13 protein-coding genes are annotated in these 14,731 nt (G+C 43.9%); 11 read left to right on the top strand and 2 right to left on the bottom strand.

Annotated elements, in window-relative coordinates; translation table 11 throughout:
- The first annotated feature begins 2 nt into the window (after positions 1–2).
- From KS242_RS12845 to KS242_RS12835, 3 genes are all read left to right on the top strand, one after another.
- A complete protein-coding gene (locus tag KS242_RS12845; RefSeq protein WP_217321690.1) occupies positions 3–755 on the top strand; it encodes an ABC transporter ATP-binding protein in 753 nt (250 codons plus the stop codon).
- Entirely contained in the window at positions 715–2,400 is a 1,686-nt protein-coding gene (gene acsA / locus KS242_RS12840; RefSeq protein WP_217321689.1) for an acetate--CoA ligase, read from the top strand. The genes KS242_RS12845 and acsA overlap by 41 nt, the downstream gene beginning before the upstream one ends.
- Positions 2,401–2,494: 94 nt before the next feature.
- A complete protein-coding gene (locus KS242_RS12835; RefSeq protein WP_217321688.1) occupies positions 2,495–3,364 on the top strand; it encodes a manganese catalase in 870 nt (289 codons plus the stop codon).
- Positions 3,365–3,593: 229 nt separating this feature from the next.
- Here the strand turns inward: KS242_RS12835 and KS242_RS12830 are convergent, their stop codons facing one another.
- Positions 3,594–4,115: a hypothetical protein gene (locus KS242_RS12830; protein ID WP_217321687.1), complete on the bottom strand. Its 522-nt coding sequence runs from the start codon at positions 4,113–4,115 to the stop codon at positions 3,594–3,596.
- A 185-nt stretch (positions 4,116–4,300) separates the two neighbouring features.
- Here KS242_RS12830 and KS242_RS12825 point away from each other — a divergent pair, with 185 nt between their 5' ends.
- The 8 genes from KS242_RS12825 (at position 4,301) to KS242_RS12790 (ending at position 14,027) form a co-directional block, all read left to right on the top strand.
- Complete coding sequence (locus tag KS242_RS12825) at positions 4,301–5,668, top strand: MATE family efflux transporter (protein WP_254391705.1); 1,368 nt, start codon at positions 4,301–4,303, stop codon at positions 5,666–5,668.
- Between the two features lie 225 nt (positions 5,669–5,893).
- A complete protein-coding gene (locus tag KS242_RS12820) occupies positions 5,894–6,916 on the top strand; it encodes a sugar-binding transcriptional regulator (RefSeq protein ID WP_217321686.1) in 1,023 nt (340 codons plus the stop codon).
- A 35-nt stretch (positions 6,917–6,951) separates the two neighbouring features.
- Positions 6,952–7,959, top strand: coding sequence for a type I glyceraldehyde-3-phosphate dehydrogenase (gap, locus tag KS242_RS12815; protein WP_217321685.1), 1,008 nt, complete (start codon positions 6,952–6,954; stop codon positions 7,957–7,959).
- A gap of 391 nt (positions 7,960–8,350) precedes the next feature.
- Positions 8,351–9,532 carry a phosphoglycerate kinase gene (gene pgk, locus KS242_RS12810; protein ID WP_217321684.1) on the top strand — a complete coding sequence of 394 codons (1,182 nt, stop codon included), beginning with the start codon at positions 8,351–8,353 and terminating at the stop codon, positions 9,530–9,532.
- Between the two features lie 24 nt (positions 9,533–9,556).
- On the top strand, positions 9,557–10,315 hold the full coding sequence (gene tpiA / locus KS242_RS12805; RefSeq protein ID WP_217321683.1) for a triose-phosphate isomerase: 759 nt from the start codon (positions 9,557–9,559) through the stop codon (positions 10,313–10,315).
- Complete coding sequence (gene gpmI, locus KS242_RS12800) at positions 10,312–11,850, top strand: 2,3-bisphosphoglycerate-independent phosphoglycerate mutase (protein WP_217321682.1); 1,539 nt, start codon at positions 10,312–10,314, stop codon at positions 11,848–11,850. The genes tpiA and gpmI overlap by 4 nt, the downstream gene beginning before the upstream one ends.
- A 17-nt stretch (positions 11,851–11,867) precedes the next feature.
- On the top strand, positions 11,868–13,154 hold the full coding sequence (gene eno, locus KS242_RS12795; RefSeq protein ID WP_097039724.1) for a phosphopyruvate hydratase: 1,287 nt from the start codon (positions 11,868–11,870) through the stop codon (positions 13,152–13,154).
- A 159-nt stretch (positions 13,155–13,313) separates the two neighbouring features.
- On the top strand, positions 13,314–14,027 hold the full coding sequence (locus KS242_RS12790) for a 3-ketoacyl-ACP reductase (RefSeq protein ID WP_217321681.1): 714 nt from the start codon (positions 13,314–13,316) through the stop codon (positions 14,025–14,027).
- Positions 14,028–14,101: 74 nt separating this feature from the next.
- Here the strand turns inward: KS242_RS12790 and KS242_RS12785 are convergent, their stop codons facing one another.
- Positions 14,102–14,359 (bottom strand): YesK family protein, encoded by a 258-nt coding sequence (locus KS242_RS12785; RefSeq protein WP_217321680.1) that lies wholly within the window; start codon positions 14,357–14,359, stop codon positions 14,102–14,104.
- Positions 14,360–14,731: the final 372 nt, after the last annotated feature.

The raw sequence follows: 14,731 nt of genomic DNA, 5'->3' as shown, positions 1-14,731 counted from the left end.
GCATGACAGTGCGCGTACAATCACTTGGAAGGCGCTTTGGAGAAAAACAAGTATTGCAAGGCGTCGATTTCTCTGTCGGACAGGGGGAAATCGTGAGTCTGCTCGGTACAAGCGGATGCGGCAAGAGTACCGTTCTGCGGGCACTAGCTGGACTGGATAAAGATTACGAAGGAAGTATTACAATCGAATCGGGTCAGCGTATCGGTTTCATTTTTCAAGAACCAAGACTGCTGCCTTGGAAAACGGTGTTAGCGAATACTACTTTCGGACTGAGAGGCGACAAAAAAGAAAACGAGGAAAAGGCGCGCCGATATTTGGAGTTAGTCGGGTTAAAAGAAGCAGAGAAGCTCTATCCGCGTGAATTATCCGGCGGAATGGCACAGCGGGCAGCTATTGCTCGTGCACTCGTCACTGAACCGGATATTCTCTTGCTAGATGAGCCATTCAGTGCACTTGATGCGTTCACGAAGATGCAGCTGCAAGAGCTGCTGCTGAAGATTTGGGAAGAAATCCGCACGACAATTGTTCTTGTAACGCATGATATTGATGAAGCGTTGTATTTGAGTGATCGTGTGCTGCTATTGCAAGGGAAACCATCAACTTTAGCCAAAGATTTAAAAATTGCCTTATCAAGACCTCGTTCGCGAGGTAGTGCTAGTTTAGGAAAATGGAAACAAGATTTACTAGATCTATTAGAAGGGAAGGATCCGGCATATGACTACAGCCTTACCGCCGAAGTTGGGCAGAAAGCATAATCTAGCAAGTTATCAACAAGCATTAAATACACATGATTGGAGTTTGCTGGAAGAAACGTTGCTGAGCAGGAAAAACGGAAAATGCAATGCCGCTTATGAAGCTGTCGACCGGCACGTGGAAGAAGGATATGGCAGCAAAACAGCGCTGCATTATGTAAAAGACGGTGTATTACAGGAAAGTCTGTCTTTTGAACAGCTGCAGCAAAAGGTGGAGCACTATGCAAAGGTTCTTCGTGCACATGGTGTTAAAAAAGGGGATCGTGTCTTTATCTTTCTTCCGAAAAACCCGGAATGCTATGTAGCCATCTTGGCAGCGATACGTGTTGGAGCCATCGCAGGGCCATTATTTGAAGCATTTATGGAAGACGCCGTGCGCGATCGAATCAATGATTGTAAAGGAACATTGCTTATTACAGATCAAGATTTGATTAAACGCGTGCCATCTGACGATATTCCTTCCTTGCGAGAAATCCTTTTAATAGAAGAAATCAATGCAGCTAATCCAGATGCGACTCATTCTGGGGAAGTAGAATGGGTGGATAAAGAAGATGGGCTGCTGATTCATTACACGAGCGGCTCTACAGGCAAACCCAAAGGTGTTCTGCATGCCCATCGTTCCCTTGTCCATCATGCTGTGTCTGGTAAATGGGTATTAGACATTAACGATGAAGATGTCTATTGGTGCACCTCGCATCCTGGCTGGGTAACAGGAAGTGTTTATGGCCTGTTTGCTCCATGGCTTAATCGTGCAACGATTGTCATCCAAGGAGGCCGTTTTCAAGCAGAGGCTTGGTATAACATTATCGAGGAACTGAAAGTGACAACGCTGTACAGTGCACCTACCGCTTTTCGTCTGTTAAAAGCAAAAGGAGAACTGTACAAAGATTATGATCTGTCTAGCTTGCGGCACATCTTAAGTGTAGGAGAGCCGCTTAACCCAGAAGTTATCACATGGGCTTGGGAGAATTTACAGCTGCGGATTCATGATACATGGTGGATGACGGAAACCGGGGGACATATTATTGTAAACCTGCCTGCTGAGCCGATTAAGCCTGGTTCGATGGGGCGGGCATTTCCCGGAATTCAGGTTGGAATTCTGGATGAAGAGGGAAATGAATTACCCGCCAATACGATTGGTCAACTGGCGGTCAAAACACCATGGCCAGGTTTAATGCAGGATATTTGGGGAGACAAAGGCAAGTTCGCTAGCTATTTTGTCTATTCCGGCTGGTATATATCCGGAGACCTTGCATTAAAAGACGAAGATGGTTATGTTTTCTTCCAAGGACGAAATGATGACATGATCAATTCCTCTGGCGAGCGGATCGGTCCTTTTGAAGTAGAAAGTAAGCTGATTGAGCATCCAGCAGTTGCCGAAGCAGGGGTTATCGGTAAACCAGATCCTGTACGAGGAGAAATTGTGAAAGCCTTTATCACCCTGCGGGATGGCTTTGAAGAAACACAGGATCTGCTTGAATCGCTGCGTTTATTTGTTCGCAAAAATCTAGCTGCACACGCTGCACCTAGAGAAATTGAGGTGCTGGCGGAACTTCCTAAAACCCAAATTAGCGGAAAGATTCTGCGTCGTGAATTAAAGCAACAGGAATTGGATAAACAGCTAGCATTAAAAACGTCTTCCGAATGAGGGAGGCGTTTTTTGATGTTACTCGCAGCTGTCTCGAAGAATAGATTGCAGGTGTTCGGACAACTTAAAGGAAACGTTATTAGGGGGTCAATTCATGTTTTATCATGTCAAACAACTGCAATATAATGCGAAACCTACGCGTCCAGACCCAGTTTATGCAAAGAAATTACAAGAAGTACTGGGCGGACAGTTCGGTGAAATTTCTGTCATGATGCAGTATATGTTCCAAGGTTGGAACTGTCGTGCAGAAGGAAAATACAAAGATATGCTATTAGATATTGCGACAGAAGAGATTGCACATGTGGAAATGCTTGCAACGATGATTGCACAGCTGCTTGATGGAGCACCTGCTCACACACAGGATGAGGCAGCAAAAGATCCCGTAGTAGAAGCAGTTTTAGGTGGTATGAATCCCCAGCATGCAATTGTTGGTGGTTTAGGAGCCAAACCGGATGATAGTACAGGGTATCCATGGACAGCACGTTACGTTGTTTCCAGCGGCAACTTGCTGGCAGACTTTCGGGCGAACTTGAATGCCGAATCACAAGGACGTCTGCAAGTATGCCGGCTTTATGAAATGACGACAGATCCAGGCGTCCGGGACATGCTTTCCTTCTTAATTGCCAGAGATACGATGCATCAGAATCAGTGGATGGCAGCAATTGAAGAATTGGAATCTACACAAGGAGCAATTGTTCCGAGCACGTTTAACCAAGAAGCCGAAAAACAAGAAGTGTCTTATTCGTTTATGAATTTCTCAGAGGGAGAAGACAGCAAGAGCGGTCGCTGGGCAAATGGACCAACGCTTGATGTACAAGCAACATTCGAATACGATGCAGCACCAAAGCCGATGGGAAAAATTCCTATTCTGCAGCCGGGACCTGCTTATATGCATGGAACGCCGCCTGAAGATTTGCGCATACAGCGGGGCGCAGGGAAGATGGAACCGCCAGGGCAAGGGTAAGAAAAATCCAAACAATACTGCAATTAAAAGCAGCATTGTTTGGATTTTTTGCATTGGAAATATGAGAGCATCACTTCGGAAATACACTCCGCTGACTTTGTCAGTGTCTACTTCAAAAGTCATTTTAATCCAAGTATTAACAGCTAAAGTTGGATAGAAGCCATCAGAGGGGTGCTTTAAAAAGTATGGATTTAGTCATTGTTCGCTTTTAGGATGAATGTATCTTGTTTTATCCAAGGCTCGTTCTTGTGCGCATAGGAATATAGAATTTATTGTAAACAGCCTGTTGAGACGTCATGTCAGCTAGCGGGATTAGTTCTCCTTCGGTATGCTGCAGCAGTCTGGTGTATGCATCTTGCAGCATGCTGTTTTGATAAGCCATTTGTAAATGTACATGTCTGACATTGCTGTCTTGCATCATCTGTGCTGATTGATAATTCACATTTCCCATCATTTTAGCGGTGCTGCGAAGTTCCAGTAACAGCTCTTGCTCCTCTTGCGTTAGACCTCCGTAATTCATTTGTTCACTTAATTGAAGGGCAGGGAGTGTTACATACGTACTTCGAGCAGGATTGATTAGCTCTAGCATAACTGATGAATGTATATGCAGCATTTGCAGATGGGAATGTAAGATTGCATCTAAGGCAGGATTGGTAATTAGCTCTCTGTATAGATTAAGTTTATTAATCTCGCTTTTATGTGATTGCAGATGCTCTGTCATTAAGCCTAAATCGGCTGCGGGGATTCGCAAATTGCATCCATCCTATCTAGTTCTTTTCTCAATAAGTTATGTCTATTCAAATGAAAACGCTGCCGTGAAAAAGGCCGATACAAACGGAAAAAAATGTTTAAATTAATTAGCGAAAAGCCCTTTACATTCCAGAAAAAAGGATTAATATAGAGTGAGTTTGATTTTAATGAAAAGGAGAATGTCTGTTGGGTCATCCAACTTCTACTGCTTCTGAGCAAACATTGTTTCGTATCTCCTGGCCGCTGTTTATTGAATTAGCACTTCATATGGGAATGGGTATTGTTGCTACACTGATGCTGAGTCATTACTCAGATTTAGCTGCTGCCGGAGTCGGCGTAGCCAATCAGCTGATTAGCATTTTTATTTTGGTTTTTAACGTCACGTCAATTGCTTCTATGATTATTATCGGCCAGAAGCTCGGTGCAGAAGATTTGGCAAAAGCCCGGCAGACTGCCCGGACAGCTTTTGGCATGAACTTCTGGTTCGGTTTGATTGTTTCTGCTGTCGTCGTCCTTTTTGGTTCGGCATTTCTAAGTTTCTTCGATTTGAAAGGTGATACGCTTGCTTACGCGACCACCTTTGTGCAAATATGCGGTGCTTCCCTGTTCTTAGAATCTTTGTCCTTGACGCTAAGTGCGATTCTTCGTGCGAATGGCCGGACAAAAGTATCTATGGTTGTCGCTGTTTTAATGAATGTGTTGAGTGTGCTTGGTTATTTGGTTGCGATATTTGGTTTGTTTGGGATGCCAATTACAGGTGTTGTCGGTGTATCCTGGACAATTGTAATTGCGCGTATCTTCGCCGTTGTTGTCCTGTTTTATTTTGTGTATCGCTACTTGGCAATTCGTTTTACAGGTACACATTTGATTAAACTGCATGTGCAAGACATTAAGGACATCCTTGTTATCGGTGTTCCGTCAGCAGCGGAGAACTTGTCTTATCAATATTCGCAAATTGTCATTACTGCAATTGTTGCGAACTTTGGTGATGCTTCTCTGGCAGCGCGTGTGTACATTAATAATATTTCCATGCTTTGCTATTTATTTACTTTATCTATCGCAGAAGGTACCCAGCTGCTAGTATCCCGTTATATTGGAGGCAAACAATATGACCGGGCGCTGAAACGCGGATTACGAACATTGAAGATAGCTATGGTTGCTTCGTTTATCGTGTCCATGGGCTTTGCGTTAACAGGTGCACCAATCTTACAAATGTTCACGGCTGATCCTGCTATTTTAGCTGTTGGTATTCCAATTCTTTGGGCAGTGGCTTTTACTGAACCAGGACGTGCGATGAACATCGTCTTGATGAGCTCACTTAAATCAGCTGGAGATGCGAAATTCCCGGCTGTTATCGGTGTGATTAGTATGTGGGGAATTGCCGTTCTGTTGAGCTATGTACTCGGCGTCTCCTTTGGTTACGGATTATTAGGTGTCTGGATTGCAATGGGCGTGGATGAATGGTTCCGCGGAATCTTTGCATATCGCAGATGGCGCTCTCGTCCATGGGAGAAAAAAGAAAAAGCGGCTGTTCCGGAAACGGCAATCTCATAACGATAACAGAAAGGCATCGGCACACGTCGATGCCTTTCTGTTATCAAATTGTTAAGTTAAAAAAATATATTAATTAATTGTTTTTTTAAGAGTTTTAAGTTGATTGTACGAGGTCTTACTGTTATGATGAATTTGCAAGAGGAATTTTTTTTATAGCAAGTGGGACAATATATGGCATACCGGGACATTTTTGACCCATTTAACTTTGGTAAAAAGGGGTATGTTATGCGATCGATAATTGATCTACAAAAAAAGCTATTTCCAGAAGTGCTGACAATTATGCAGCGAAGATACGCTATCCTGCAGTTTGTCAAAACGATGGGGCCGCTGGGACGTCGCACACTTGCTGAAAACATGAATCTTGCAGAACGGGTAGTAAGAGGTGAAATAGAGTTCTTGCAAAGCCAAGGATTGATCTACACGACAACAAAGGGAGTGCAGATTACCGAGGAAGGACTTGATGTTCACGAGCAATTGAAAACATTTATGCTCGAAGCCTCTGAAATAAGTGTTTTGGAACAGCGTGTACGGGAAACACTAGGAATAGATAATTGTATAGTAGTCCCCGGTGATAGTGACACCCAGGATTGGGTAAAACAAGAGATGGGAAAACGTTGCGCACAGCTTCTGGAGAAGATGCTGCACCCGAATTGTACGGTTGCAGTTACAGGAGGCACAACGATGGCAGCGCTGGCAGCGGCCATGCCGCCGATCCATACAGCAGAGAATGTGATGTTCGTACCTGCACGCGGAGGTATTGGTGAGCAGGTGGAAAACGAAGCGAACACAATTTGTGCTGCGATGGCTAAGCGAGCTCGAAGTCAGTATCGGCTGCTGTATGTTCCTGATCCAATCGGGGAAGAATCTTATCAGACAATTATTGAGGAACCTTCCGTTAAGGAAGTTCTGTCCATCATCAACCGTTCAGACATAGTTATTCACGGTATCGGTGACGCCATGACGATGGCGAAACGAAGACGAACGCCTGAGCCGCTTGTTGAGCAAATTAAGAGCGGTGTCGCAGTGAGTGAGGCATTTGGTTATTACTTTGATGCTGAGGGGAATGTTGTTCATCGTGTGCGCACGGTTGGACTGCAGCTGGAGGACTTAGATAGAGCGGAAAGTGTAATAGCTATTGCAGGCGGTGCCTCGAAAGCTCGTGCAATTGCCTCCTATTTCAAACTAGGACGAAATAATATTCTAGTAACGGATGAGGCGGCAGCGAACCAGTTAATAAAGGGAGAATAACCCTTTAATTTAGTTATAACAAGGAGGAATTTTTCATGACAGTAAAAATTGGTATTAACGGTTTTGGACGTATTGGACGTAACGTATTCCGTCAGACGCTTGCTAACGATCAAGCAGAGGTGGTTGCCATCAACGACCTTACAGATGCGAATATGCTTGCCCATTTGTTAAAGTACGATTCTGTACACGGTATCCTTGATGCAGAAGTATCTGTTAACGGCTCTAACTTAGTTGTTAACGGCAAAGAGATCAAAGTTCTTTCTGAGCGCGATCCTGCAAACCTTGGCTGGGGAGATCTTGGTGTAGAAGTAGTAGTAGAATCTACTGGTATTTTCACAAATGGTGAAGATGCGAAGAAACACGTTGAAGCAGGAGCGAAAAAAGTTATCATCTCTGCACCAGCTAAAGGCGAAGACCTTACTGTCGTAATGGGTGTTAACGAAGGCAGCTACAATCCAGCTGAACACACAATTATCTCCAACGCTTCTTGTACGACTAACTGTCTGGCGCCGGTTGCAAAAGTACTTCATGACAAATTCGGTATTAAGCGCGGTCTTGTAAACACAGTGCACGCTTACACTGGAGATCAGCAAGTTCACGATATGCCTCACAAAGACTACCGTCGCGCACGTGCTGCAGGAGAAAATATCATTCCTACAACTACAGGTGCTGCAAAAGCTGTAGCTTTGGTACTACCTGAACTTAAAGGTAAATTGAACGGCGCTGCAATGCGCGTACCTGTTAAAGACGTTTCTCTTATCGACTTAGTTGCTGAATTCGATCAAGACGTAACAGCAGAACAAGTAAATGCTGCACTTAAAGAAGCTGCAGAAGGCGAACTTAGCCACGTACTAGGCTACTCTGAAGAGCCGCTTGTATCTTCCGACTACATCGGAAACAGAAACTCTTCTACAGTAGACGCACTTTCAACTATGGTATTGGAAGATAACATGGTGAAAGTTGTATCTTGGTACGATAACGAAATGGGTTACTCCACTCGTTGTGTAGATTTGGCTGTATTCTTGAAAAGCCAAGGCATCTAATAAGCAATGGTAAAAAGGGAGGGGGGAGCACCTCCCTCCCTTTTGGCCTATGCCTGTTCTTTTATGTTTATTCATATGAGAGGCAGAGAGAAGCCGTGTAGAAACGGAAAGATAAGAGAGGTCGTAAAGGAGTGTTAGCCTTGACGGACGATTGCTTATCTGTAATTTCCGGAGCTAGACCTAATGAGAGGCGGAAGTAACTACTTATAAATGAAGATAAGGGAGAGAGCGCAAGAGGTTGTGTTAGCCTTGTAGCGCAATTGCTTATTATCTTATTTCTGGTTTCTAAATACGCTGATTGTTAGTAAGCTAATGCAAGCAGCAATCCTGCCAATGAGGAATACATACAAAGAACAGATACATAGGTACTAGTAATTTGAGGAGGCGTAGTATGAACAAGAAATCTATCCGCGATATCGATGTAGCCGGCAAAAGTGTTTTCTGCCGTGTGGATTTCAACGTACCAATGGAGAATGGCACAGTAACTGATGATACACGGATCAAGGCTGCCCTTCCGACAATCAAGCATCTTGTCGAAAAAGGAGCTAAAGTAATACTTGCCAGCCACCTTGGACGTCCGAAAGGCGAAGCGAAGGACGAATTACGTTTGGATCCGGTAGCACAGCGTCTTAGTGACCTCTTAGATAAAGAAGTTAGCAAAACAGACCAAGTGCATGGTAAAGAAGTAGATGAAGCAATTGCTAATTTAGCTGATGGGGAAGTACTTCTTATTGAAAATGTCCGCTTCGAGCCTGGCGAAGAGAAAAATGACCCTGAACTTGCTAAAGCATTTGCATCCATGGCGGATGTTTATGTGAATGATGCATTCGGTGCTGCACACCGTGCACATGCATCTACTGAAGGCGTAGCAAAGCATTTGCCAGCTGTAGCAGGTCTATTGCTGGAGCGTGAGCTAGAGGTTCTTGGTAAGTCACTATCTGATCCGGAACATCCGTTTACTGCTATTATTGGCGGAGCGAAAGTAAAAGATAAGATCGGTGTTATCGACAACTTGCTTGATAAAGTCGATAATCTAATTATCGGCGGCGGTCTTGCTTATACATTCGTGAAAGCACAAGGCTATGAAATTGGTAAATCCTTGCTAGAAGAAGATAAAATCGATTTGGCGAAGAAATTCATGCAAAAAGCGAAAGACAAAGGTGTCAATATGGTGATGCCTGTCGATGTTATTGTTGCAGATGATTTTTCCGAAGATGCCAATAAAAAAGAAGTAGCGATTGATGCGATTCCAGCTGACTGGGAAGCACTTGATATCGGACCGAAAACACGTGAAAAATATCAGCAAATCGTGAAAGAATCTAAATTGATTATCTGGAACGGACCAATGGGTGTGTTCGAATTGAACGCATTTGCTGGCGGTACAAAAGCAGTCGGTGAAGCATTAGCCGAAGGGGAAGGCTTCTCCATCATCGGCGGCGGTGACTCAGCAGCAGCAGTAGAGAAGTTCGGTCTTGCTGACAAGATGGATCACATCTCAACTGGCGGCGGTGCCAGCCTTGAGTTCATGGAAGGTAAAGAACTCCCAGGTGTAGCAGCATTAAACGACAAATAAATCAGACGAAGGGATGGGAAACAAATGCGTAAAAACGTCATCGCAGGAAATTGGAAAATGAATAAAACACTTTCTGAAGCAGAGGAATTCATCGAAGCAACGAAAACGAAGGTTCCTTCCAGCGACAAAGCGGAATCGATTGTTTGTGCACCAGCTTTGTACTTGACTGAGCTAGTGAAACGTACGGAAGGAACAGATTTAAAAATCGCAGCTCAAACAATGCATTATGAAGAAAACGGAGCTTTTACAGGTGAAATCAGCCCAGCAGCTCTAAAAAGCATTGGCGTTACGTATGCTGTAATCGGTCACTCTGAGCGTCGTGAATATTACAATGAGACAGATGAAACTGTAAACAAAAAAACGCACGCAGCTTTCCAGTATGGTATTACACCAATCGTCTGCATCGGTGAAACGCTTGAAGAGCGCGAAGCTGATAAAACAAATGAAGTTGTTGGCGGTCAAGTAGAGAAAGCCTTAGAAGGTCTTTCTGCTGAACAAGTAAGCAAACTTATTCTTGCTTATGAGCCAGTATGGGCAATTGGTACAGGCAAAACAGCAACAGCGCAGCAAGCAAATGAAGTTTGTGCGTTTATCCGCAATGTTGTAAAAGAGAAAGTATCTGCAGAAGCAGCTGATGCTGTACGCATCCAATACGGGGGAAGCGTAAAGCCAGCAAATGTAGATGAATTACTTTCTGAATCTGATATCGACGGCGCTCTAGTCGGCGGTGCAAGCCTGGAAGCGGAATCCTTCCTAGCGCTTGTGGAGGCTGGTGCAAAATGAGTCAGGACAAACTAGCAGCCCTTATTATCCTTGACGGATTCGGTATCCGTGATGAGGAAAAGGGAAATGCAGTAAAACATGCCAAAAAGCCAAACTTTGACCGTTACTGGAACAAGTACCCGCATAACCAATTGGAAGCTTGCGGAGAGGCTGTTGGCTTGCCTGAAGGTCAAATGGGTAACTCCGAGGTAGGACATTTGAACATTGGTGCCGGCCGCATCGTCTATCAAAGTCTGACTCGCGTAAACAAATCCATTAAAGAAGGCGACTTCTATGATAACGATGTGCTTGTGAAAGCTATCCAGCATGCGAAAAAGAACGACAAGAGTCTGCACCTCTTCGGTCTTTTATCCAACGGAGGCGTACACAGTCATATTGAGCATCTGTTTGCACTCTTAGAACTTGCGAAAAAGCATGACTTAGAGAAAGTTTATATTCATGGCTTCCTCGATGGCCGTGACGTTGGTCAGCGCAGTGCAAAAGAATTTATTGATCAAACAGAAGATAAGATGAAAGAGCTGGGCGTTGGTAAGATTGCGACACTAACAGGTCGCTATTATTCAATGGACCGTGACAAACGCTGGGATCGTGTGGAAAAGGCGTATGATGCCATGGTTTATGGAGAGGGACCTGCTTACAGCAATCCTTATGATGTTATTGAAGATTCTTATAAAAATGAAATCTACGATGAATTCGTGCTGCCATCTGTTATAACAGAGGAGAACGGAGAGCCGGTAGCGAAAATAGAAGATGATGACGCGATCATCTTTTACAATTTCCGTCCGGATCGTGCTATCCAGATTTCGCGTACATTCGCAAACAAAGATTTTCGTGACTTTGACCGCGGCGAACATCCGCCGACAATCAATCACTTCGTCTGCATGACGAATTTCAGTGAAACAGTAGACGGCGATGTAGCTTACAAACCGGTCAACTTAGACAACACGGTTGGGGAAGTGCTTTCCCAAAACAACATCAAACAGCTGCGAATTGCAGAAACTGAGAAGTATCCGCATGTCACATTCTTTATGAGCGGCGGCCGCGAAGAAGAGTTTCCTGGTGAGGATCGCATCTTGATTGACAGCCCGAAAGTGGCGACATATGACTTGCAGCCTGAAATGAGTGCCTATGAAGTGACGGACGCGTTGCTTGATGACTTGGATCAGGACAAACACCAGGCCATTATTTTGAACTTCGCTAATCCCGATATGGTTGGACATTCCGGTATGCTGGAACCGACTGTAAAAGCAATTGAAGCAGTAGACGAGTGCCTCGGCAAGATCGTTGACAAAATCATAGAAAAAGGCGGTCATGCTATTATCACTGCAGATCATGGTAACTCTGATGAGGTCGTGACGATGGATGATAAAGCAATGACAGCCCACACAACGAATCCTGTACCAGTTATTGTGACAAAAGAAGGCGCAGAACTCCGCAGCGGCGGTATTCTAGCTGATTTGTCTCCAACATTGCTTGATCTTCTAGATGTGAAGAAACCAGAAGAAATGACTGGAAGCAGCTTAATTAAAAAATAAGAGGAGAGAATAAAACAATGCCATACATTACTGACGTATATGCACGCGAAGTCCTTGACTCCCGCGGTAACCCTACAGTTGAAGTAGAAGTATTAACAGAATCCGGAGCATTCGGTTCTGCAATTGTACCAAGTGGTGCGTCCACTGGTGAATACGAAGCAGTTGAGCTTCGTGACGGTGACAAAGATCGCTACCTAGGCAAAGGTGTGCAAACAGCAGTTGCCAATGTGAACGAAAAAATTGCACCAGAATTGATCGGTATTGATGTAACTCGCCAAGTAATCATCGATCAGCTTTTAATCGATCTTGACGGTACAGATAATAAAGGTAAATTCGGTGCTAACGCTATTCTTGGTGTATCCATGGCAGTAGCGCATGCAGCAGCAGATCACCTTGGTGTACCGCTTTACACATACCTAGGCGGTTTCAATGCAAAAACGCTTCCAACGCCAATGATGAACATTTTAAACGGCGGGGAGCATGCGGATAACAACGTTGATATCCAAGAATTCATGATCATGCCTGTAGGCGCTCCTACTTTCAAAGAAGCGCTTCGCATGGGAGCTGAAATCTTCCACAGCCTGAAGAAAGTATTAAGCGGCAAAGGCTTGAATACTGGTGTAGGTGATGAAGGTGGTTTCGCACCAAACCTTTCTTCTAACGAAGAAGCACTAGAAACAATCGTAGAAGCGATCAAAGCAGCTGGCTACAAACCAGGCGAGGAAGTAAAACTAGCAATGGACGTTGCTTCTTCTGAATTCTACGAAGATGGCAAATACAACCTAAAAGGTGAAGGCGTTGTCCGCACATCTGAAGAAATGGTTAACTGGTACGAAGAAATGACAAACAAATACCCAATCATCTCTATCGAAGATGGCTTGGATGAAAACGACTGGGAAGGTCACAAACTATTGACTGACCGCCTTGGCGACAAAGTACAGCTTGTTGGTGACGACTTGTTCGTTACAAACACAGTACGCTTGAAACAAGGTATCGAGCAAGGCGTTGGTAACTCAATCCTTGTTAAAGTAAACCAAATCGGTACACTAACAGAAACATTTGACGCGATCGAAATGGCAAAACGCGCTGGCTACACAGCTGTTATCTCTCACCGTTCTGGTGAATCTGAAGATGCAACAATTGCTGACATCGCTGTAGCGACAAACGCTGGCCAAATTAAAACTGGTGCACCATCCCGTACCGACCGTGTTGCGAAATACAACCAGCTTCTTCGTATCGAAGACGAGTTGAAGGCATCCGGCATCTACGGCGGACTAGCATCATTCTATAACTTGGATAAGTAAATATTAGAAAAAGGGTGAGCGAGTAAAATCGCTCATCCTTTTTTGCTAATAAAACTAGTGATTTTTGTATACTTGGTGATACTAGTGAGCAAATAGCTTGTTGAGTTTAAGTCAAGCTGTTACTATAAATCAGGTTTCATTAAAGGGAGGAATACATAAATGGCACAATCGCTAGAAGGTAAAAAAGTAATCATAACAGGCGGAGGCCGCGGTATCGGGCGCGCGGTTGCAACTGCTTTAGCTGCTGAAGGTGCACATGTAGGCTTGATCGGCCGTACAGAAGAAAACGTAAAAACAGTAGCAGATTCTCTTCAAGAAGTGAAGACAGCATACGCTGCAGCAGACGTTTCTAGTCTGGAAGACGTGACAGCGGCAATTACAAAGGTGAAAGAAGAACTTGGCGGCGTTGATATTTTAATCAATAATGCTGGTATCGCTAAGTTCGGCGGCTTTATGGATTTAGATCCTGCTGAGTGGAAACAAATGATTGATGTTAACTTGATGGGAGTTTATAATGCTACACGCGTTGTGCTGCCAGACTTGATCGAGCAAAAATCAGGCGACATTATTAATATCTCTTCTACAGCAGGACAAAAAGGAGCGCCTGCTACAAGCGCTTATAGTGCATCGAAGTTTGGCGTACTTGGCTTGACAGAATCATTGGCTATGGAAGTTCGCAAGCATAACATCCGTGTTACGGCGCTTACTCCAAGCACTGTAGCAACTGATATGGCAGTTGAAAACAAGCTGACAGACGGCAATCCGGAAAAAGTCATGCAGCCAGAAGATATCGCAGAATTTATCGTAGCACAGCTGAAATTAAACAGCCGTACATTCATTAAATCTGCAGGTCTTTGGTCTACGAATCCGTAAGCAAAATAATTTGATTAATAAAGAGGGTAATTCTCCAAGGCGCAGATCTTGAGAATTACCCTTTTGTTTTATAATCACTGGTTTCGTATCTTACCTATAACTCCTAGTACGATTAACGATAATGCAGAAGCGATAAAGACAGCAATGCTTATGATAGCTAAGCTCATACCTGTCCATCGACCGACGATAAAGCTTACGATCAGAATAACAACGCCTAACAACATAAAGATGCATGGTACCAAAAACATGATTGCAGTCTTGTTTTTAAATAACAGGGAAATGCCAATAATAATTAGTGTAAGAATAAAGGCCATAAGCCAAAATTGTTCCATTATGTTCTCCTTTCGTTAGACCTTTTCTTAATCAAAGGATGAAAAGGCTTAAAACATAATACAATGTCATTGCGAAGAGAGCTGATGACAGTGCCGCTATACTACCACGGGCAAGATACAGCTTGAAAGGTTGAGACTTGTATTTAGAGAATTCCAGCTTTTTCGCAACTGTTACACAAGCCAATACCGAACCAAAAACGATTATAATTACAGGTATAGTACTCATTGTTACACGCCCTTCTCTATAATTATTATGATACATAATGCGATAACAAAGATGTTGTTTGCAGCGGATTAGCCGTAAGAGGAAACAAGTTTTGCATACTATATCTTCCAGCAATAGTTCTATTTTGCCATATTCGGATGGATTGG

Source organism: Terribacillus sp. DMT04 (assembly GCF_019056395.1).
In the GTDB taxonomy this organism is placed as follows: Bacteria; Bacillota; Bacilli; order Bacillales; family Amphibacillaceae; genus Terribacillus; species Terribacillus aidingensis_A.
This window is presented reverse-complemented; position numbering and strand designations above follow the sequence as displayed.